The sequence below is a fragment of the Streptomyces sp. NTH33 genome (genome assembly GCF_003236365.1).
Classification (GTDB): domain Bacteria; phylum Actinomycetota; class Actinomycetes; order Streptomycetales; family Streptomycetaceae; genus Streptomyces.
Genome location: NZ_POTZ01000426.1, coordinates 1 through 5,943 on the forward strand (window position 1 = coordinate 1; position 5,943 = coordinate 5,943).

Here is a 5,943-nt window from a genome sequence, read left to right on the forward strand (position 1 = left end):
GCGAGGTGCCGGGCGGTACGCCGCTCCGTGTCCAGGGTGTCCGGCGCCGGGAACACCTCGTCGTCACGATTGGCGACACCCAGCATGAGCAGGACCAGCTCGCCCGGCTCGATCCGGTGCGGAACCCAGTGTGGAACAAACAAGCCCGTTCGGCGCGCGTGCCCCGGCCCGGGAAGGCCCCGCCGGGGCGTGGCATGATCGAGCTCATGCGTGAACGTGTGGTGGCCGCCTGCGACGGGGCGTCGAAGGGAAATCCGGGTCCTGCGGGCTGGGCATGGGTCGTCTCGGACGACGCGGAGACCCCGGCCCGCTGGGAGGCGGGAGCGCTCGGCACGGCGACCAACAACATCGCCGAACTCACGGCGCTGGAGCGGCTGCTGGCGGCGACCGACCCGGAGGTGCCGCTCGAGGTGCGGATGGACTCGCAGTACGCGATGAAGGCCGTCACCACCTGGCTGCCCGGCTGGAAGCGCAACGGCTGGAGGACGGCCGCCGGCAAGCCGGTCGCCAACCGGGAGCTGGTCGTGCGGATCGACGAACTGCTCCAGGGCCGCTCGGTCGACTTCCGCTACGTACCCGCCCACCAGGTCGACGGCGACCCGCTCAACGACTTCGCCGACCGCGCCGCCAGCCAGGCCGCGACCGCGCAGCAGCCGGCGGGCAGCGCCCTCGGCTCGCCCGAACCGCCGCCCTCGCCCGTCGCCCCGGCGTCCGCCGCCCCGCGCCGCCGCGCCAACGGCACCGGGGCGGCCCGGCAGCGCGGCGGCGGATCGTCGTCCCGCACGATCAAGGCGAAGTTCCCCGGCCGCTGCGCGTGCGGCCGTTCCTACGCGGCCGGCGAGCCCATCGCCAGGAACGACCAGGGCTGGGGCCACCCGGAGTGCCGCACCGCGGCCGCCGGGTAGCCCGGCGGACCGGCGGACGCCGCTGATGACAGACTGGCGCCATGGACGAACGTGAATTCCGCAGGTCGCACCAGCACGCGTCGGTCGTCGGGCTCGGCACCTGGCAACTGGGCGCCGACTGGGGCGACGTGGACGACAAGGAAGCCCTCTCCGTACTGGAGGCGGCCGCCGAGTCGGGGGTGACCTTCTTCGACACCGCCGACGTCTACGGCGACGGGCGCAGCGAGTCGACCATCGCGACCTTCCTCGGTTCCCGGCCGGACCTGCACGTGCTGGTCGCCACCAAGATGGGCCGGCGCGTCGAGCAGATCCCGCAGAACTACGTCCTGGACAACTTCCGCGCCTGGAACGACCGTTCCCGGCGCAACCTCGGCGTCGACCGCGTCGACCTGGTGCAGCTGCACTGCCCGCCGACGCCCGTGTACTCCAGCGACGAGGTGTTCGACGCCCTCGACACGCTCGTCGAGGAGGAGCGGATCGCCGCCTACGGCGTCAGTGTGGAGACCTGCGCGGAGGCGCTGACGGCGATCGCCCGGCCGAACGTGGCCAGTGTGCAGATCATCCTCAACCCGTTCCGCATGAAGCCGCTGCGCGAGGTGCTGCCCGCCGCGCGGGAGGCGGGCGTCGGCATCATCGCCCGGGTCCCGCTCGCCTCCGGGCTGCTGTCCGGGAAGTACACCAAGGACACGGTCTTCCCCGCCAACGACCACCGCGCCTTCAACCGGCACGGCGAGGCCTTCGACCAGGGCGAGACCTTCTCCGGCGTCGACTACGCCACGGGCGTGGAGGCCGCCGCCGAGTTCGCCGCGCTCGCACCCGAGGGATACACCCCGGCCCAGCTCGCGCTGCGCTGGGTCGTCCAGCAGCCCGGCGTCACCACCGTCATTCCGGGCGCCCGCTCACCGGAGCAGGCACGCGCGAACGCCGCCGCCGCGAAGCTGCCGCCGCTGGGCGAGAAGACCCTCGCGGCGATCCGGGACCTGTACGAGCGCCGGATCAAGGACCAGGTGGAGTCCCGCTGGTAGACGCCGTCGCCGCCGGGGGCGCGCTCACGGCTCCAGGCGCAGCTGCCGCTCCTGCTCCTGGTCGCCGGCCGCCGCGCCCTCGTCGTGCGCCGTGAAGGCGCGGGCCAGCGTCTCGCTCGCCTTCCGTACGGCCTGGGGGGTGCCCTGGACGGTGACGGTCACCGGCGCGGACAGCCGGCCCGCGTCCCGCGGGGCGCCCCGGCCGGTGCCGGCGGAGAAGGTGGCCGTGCGCACGGTCGCGTTCTCGTCGGCGGGGAGCTCGTCCGGCGCCCCGAAGGCCCCCTCCAGGGCCTTGACCACCGTCCGGGCGTCGGCGACCTCGCCGCCGCTGAGCGTCACCGTGAGCTGTGTGCCGGGCATCGGCCGGGACCTCCTCGACTGGTCTGTCCGCTGGTCTGTCCGCGTCACGGCTCCGGGTAACCGTCGCCCCCTCGCCCAAACGGCGCGGCCGGGCAGCTTTCCCGCGCCCCGGGGAACCCGCGAAAGGGCAGGGCCGACCCGAGTTGCGGGTCGCGGGAACCGGAAGGTGGCACGGTGCCGGAAGAAGCAGCGGGCAGGCGCAGAGGGCGCGACGAAACCGAGGAGGAGAGGGCCGACCGCAGGTGGGGCGAGCTCATCCAGGAGGTGCGGGTGGCCCAGACGGGCGTGCAGATCCTCTTCGGTTTCCTGCTCACGGTGGTGTTCCAGCCGAAGTACGAGCACCTCAGCCACACCAACCAGGTCATCTACATCGTCACGGTGGTCCTGGGCGCCTCGGCGACCGGCGCGCTCATCGGCCCCGTCTCCCTGCACCGCCTCGTCTCCGGACGCCGGGTCAAGCCGCAGGCGGTGCGCTGGGCGTCCCGGCTGACCTTCGTCGGCCTCGTCCTGCTGCTGGCCACCATGGCCTCCGCACTGCTGCTGGTCCTCAGGGTGGCGACGCACGGCGGCTTCGTGCCCTGGCTGGTCGCGACGGTGGTCGCCTGGTACCTCCTGTGCTGGTTCGCCCTGCCCCTGTGGACCCGCCACCACCACACCTCCCGATGAGCCGGGGGCATCGCGGGGCGCGCTCAGCCCCCCGCGATGACCTCCGCCAGGAAGTCGTCGACGCCGACCTCCTCCTCGCCCGGTGCCACCACGTCGTGGGTCTCCCGCAGGAAGGCCGCGACGGCGGGCGCCCACGCGAAGACCGCCGCGTGGTGCCGTCCCCCGCCGGGGTGGGCGTTGCCGTAGAACTCCATGCACAGCTCCTCCCACGGGCCGTTCGACACGGGGCGGAAGCGGACGTCGCCGATGCCCACCGGCTCTTCCAGGCCGTCGCCGAGCATCTCCCGGTCCAGCTTCCACCGGGCGAGCACCCGTCCGTCGTGGCTGAAGACGGCGGTGACGGCGAACGGGTCGTCGGCGTCGTAACTCAGGTGCGCGAGCACGGAGAAACGTTCCGTTCCGTTCGCCTGCATCTGCACCACCAGACTCTTGTGCACGAAGGAGTTCACGAGAGGGGACCTTTCGAGGACATCGGGACGTAGAGCCCTCTAGTACCCAGCAGACGCGCAAGATTGCTCGGAGTCCGTGCGAATCCGCACGCGGCCGGCCGCGCCGGTCAGGCGAAGGCCTCGCGCAGCGCGGGCAGCAGGGTCTTCGCCGACCAGTCGAGGAACGGCTCCTGCGACTCGCCGCCGATCTGCACCAGCGCGACCTCGGTGTACCCGGCCTCGGCGAAGGGGCGTACGGCCTCCACGAAGGCCTCCGGATCGTCGCCGCACGGGATCGACCCGGCCACGTCGTCGGGGGTGACGAACTGCGTGGCCTGCTCGAACGCGTCCGGGTGCGGCAGTTCGGAGTTCACCTTCCAGCCACTGCCGAACCAGCGGAACTGCGCGTGCGCGCGCTCGACCGCCGCGTCGCGGTCGGAGTCGTGGCAGACCGGAAGCTGGCCCACACGCGGCTTGCCCTCGCCGCCGTGCCGGTCGAAGGCCTCCAGCAGCCCCGCCTCGGGCTCGGTGGCGATCACCAGGTCGGCGAGCCGGCCGGCGAGCCGGCAGGACTGCTCACCGGAGACGGCGATGCCGATGGGCGGCGGCTGGTCCGGCAGGTCCCACAGCCGGGCCGAATCCACGTCGAAGTGCGCGCCGTGCCGGGTGACATGACCGCCCTCGAACAGGGCCCGGATGATCTCGACGGCCTCCTCCAGCAGTTCGTGGCGTACGTCGACGGACGGCCAGCCGCCGCCCACGACGTGCTCGTTGAGGTTCTCGCCGGAGCCCAGGCCCAGCCGGAACCTGCCCTGCGACAGCAGTTGCAGCGTCGCCGCCTTCTGCGCCACGACCGCCGGGTGGTAGCGGAAGGTCGGGCAGGTCACGTACGTCATCAGCGGAATGCGCGAGGTCGCGTGGGCGGCGGCCCCGAGGACGCTCCAGACGTACGGCGCGTGCCCCTGCGAGCGCAGCCACGGGAAGTAGTGGTCGGAGGCCACCGAGAAGTCGAAGCCGGCCTCCTCGGCCCGCACCACGTGGCCGACCAGCTCCCGGGGACCGGCCTGCTCGGTCATCATCGTGTATCCGATCTGCACCATGAGCGCCGAGTCCCCGGGCACGGCGCTCCGGAAACGGGTGATCAGCCCCGGCCCGGCCGGAAGGTCCGGAGGAAGACCTTCAGCGCCTGCTCGTTCACCGGCGCGGCGAAGTCGCCGGCGAGGGCGCTCCGCCTTGAGGTCCTCCCCGTACCAGCAGACGTGGTTCGTCCCGCGGTGGACGGCCTCGAGGAGCCGGTACCGTCCGGCGACCAGCCCGTGTGCGGACACGTGCCCCCGGACCATGGCCACCCCTCGCTGAACCCCTGGCTCTCGCCTTTCCCGGTGACCGCATGCGATCCCGCCGGCGCTTTCCGGGCGGGTCCGGTGCGCGCCGCCTCAGCGCAGTGCGAACCGGTCCGTCCAGGCCATGACGTCGGCGGTCGTCGCGTTGCCCCCGCACACCACCAGCCCGAGCCGGACGTCCGGGCCGACCCGCTCCCGTACGCGCCGTGCGGCCGGCAGCAGACAGCCCGCGGCGGGCTCGGCCCAGACCTTGGCGTGCTCGGCGAGGTCGAGGCAGCCGCGCACGGCCTCGCGGTCGGGAACGACGAGCACCTCCTCGACCAGGGCGGAGACATGGTCGTACGTCAGCCGGGACACGGCCGGCGCGCTGAGCGTGGTCACGATCGAGGACAGGGCCACGGGCACCGGGCCGCCGGCCGCCAGTGCCTCGGACATGGCCTGGGCGCCCTCGGTCTCCACGCCCCAGACCCGCACCCCGGGTCGCAGCGCGCGCAGCGCCGCGGCGACGCCCGCGATCAGCCCGCCGCCTCCGATGCTGACGAGCACATCGGTGAGTTCACCGGCGTCCTGGGCCAGTTCCAGACCGACGGTGCCCTGTCCGGCGATCACCACGGGGTCGTCGAAGGGGTGGACCAGGGTGAGGCCCTCGTCCCGCAGCCTCCCCGCCGTGGCGAACGCCTCGTCCATGCCGTCGGTCAGCCGCACCGAGGCCCCGGTCTCCTCCGCGGTCGCGACGGACCGCGCGGGCGCGGAGCGCGGCATGACCACCGTGGCCTTCACCTGCAGAGCGGCGGCCATCACCGCGAGGGCGACCCCGTGGTTCCCTCCGCTGACCGCGACCACCCCCGCGTCCCGCTCCGCCCGGCCGAGCGACAGCAGCTTCGCCGCCGCCCCCCGCGCCTTGAAGGAGCCGGTCCGCTGCAGCAACTCCAGCTTCGCGGTCACCGGGGCACCGAGCAGCGCCGACAGGCCGGGGCTCGGCACGGTCGGCGTCCGCACGACGTGCCCGGCGATCCGCTCGCCCGCGGCTTCGATCTCCGAGATACCGATCAAGGCAGTCACCCTTCCGGCGCGTGGGATGACGGTTCGCGCCATGCAGACCCTCACCCGGTGGGGCGGCACAGGTCAACCGCCCGCGCACACACCACGGACGCCCGCCCGCCGACGGCCGGGCATCAGTCCCCGGCCGGGTACAGGAAGGGACGCACCTCGATGG

Annotated in this window: 7 protein-coding genes; 3 read left to right on the forward strand and 4 right to left on the reverse strand. The window is 73.3% G+C overall.

Annotation, left to right across the window (positions count from 1 at the left end):
- Positions 1 to 194 precede the first annotated feature (194 nt).
- Both C1I97_RS29430 and C1I97_RS29435 read left to right on the forward strand, forming a co-directional pair.
- Complete coding sequence (locus C1I97_RS29430; RefSeq protein ID WP_111006154.1) at positions 195 to 905, forward strand: ribonuclease H family protein; 711 nt, start codon at positions 195 to 197, stop codon at positions 903 to 905.
- A gap of 41 nt (positions 906 to 946) precedes the next feature.
- Complete coding sequence (locus C1I97_RS29435; RefSeq protein WP_111006155.1) at positions 947 to 1,930, forward strand: aldo/keto reductase; 984 nt, start codon at positions 947 to 949, stop codon at positions 1,928 to 1,930.
- Positions 1,931 to 1,954: 24 nt separating this feature from the next.
- Here C1I97_RS29435 and C1I97_RS29440 read toward each other — a convergent pair whose 3' ends face one another.
- A complete protein-coding gene (locus tag C1I97_RS29440) occupies positions 1,955 to 2,290 on the reverse strand; it encodes a hypothetical protein (RefSeq protein WP_111006156.1) in 336 nt (111 codons plus the stop codon).
- Positions 2,291 to 2,464: 174 nt separating this feature from the next.
- On the opposite strand from C1I97_RS29440, the gene C1I97_RS29445 reads away from it, so the two are divergent.
- Positions 2,465 to 2,956, forward strand: coding sequence for a DUF6328 family protein (locus tag C1I97_RS29445; protein WP_111006157.1), 492 nt, complete (start codon positions 2,465 to 2,467; stop codon positions 2,954 to 2,956).
- Positions 2,957 to 2,979: 23 nt separating this feature from the next.
- Here C1I97_RS29445 and C1I97_RS29450 read toward each other — a convergent pair whose 3' ends face one another.
- The 3 genes from C1I97_RS29450 to C1I97_RS29460 form a co-directional block, all read right to left on the reverse strand.
- Positions 2,980 to 3,405, reverse strand: a complete 426-nt coding sequence (locus C1I97_RS29450) for an SsgA family sporulation/cell division regulator (RefSeq protein WP_111006158.1) — start codon at positions 3,403 to 3,405, stop codon at positions 2,980 to 2,982.
- 107 nt (positions 3,406 to 3,512) lie between these two features.
- Complete coding sequence (locus C1I97_RS29455) at positions 3,513 to 4,484, reverse strand: LLM class F420-dependent oxidoreductase (protein WP_111006160.1); 972 nt, start codon at positions 4,482 to 4,484, stop codon at positions 3,513 to 3,515.
- 336 nt (positions 4,485 to 4,820) lie between these two features.
- Positions 4,821 to 5,780 (reverse strand): threonine/serine dehydratase, encoded by a 960-nt coding sequence (locus tag C1I97_RS29460; protein WP_111006159.1) that lies wholly within the window; start codon positions 5,778 to 5,780, stop codon positions 4,821 to 4,823.
- Between the last annotated feature and the right edge of the window lie 163 nt (positions 5,781 to 5,943).

Coding starts and splice junctions, on each gene's coding strand:
- C1I97_RS29430 (WP_111006154.1), top strand. CDS start 195: ATGATCGAGCTCATGCGTGAACGTGTGGTGGCCGCCTGCGACGGGGCG.
- C1I97_RS29435 (WP_111006155.1), top strand. CDS start 947: ATGGACGAACGTGAATTCCGCAGGTCGCACCAGCACGCGTCGGTCGTC.
- C1I97_RS29440 (WP_111006156.1), bottom strand. CDS start 2,290: ATGCCCGGCACACAGCTCACGGTGACGCTCAGCGGCGGCGAGGTCGCC.
- C1I97_RS29455 (WP_111006160.1), bottom strand. CDS start 4,484: ATGGTGCAGATCGGATACACGATGATGACCGAGCAGGCCGGTCCCCGG.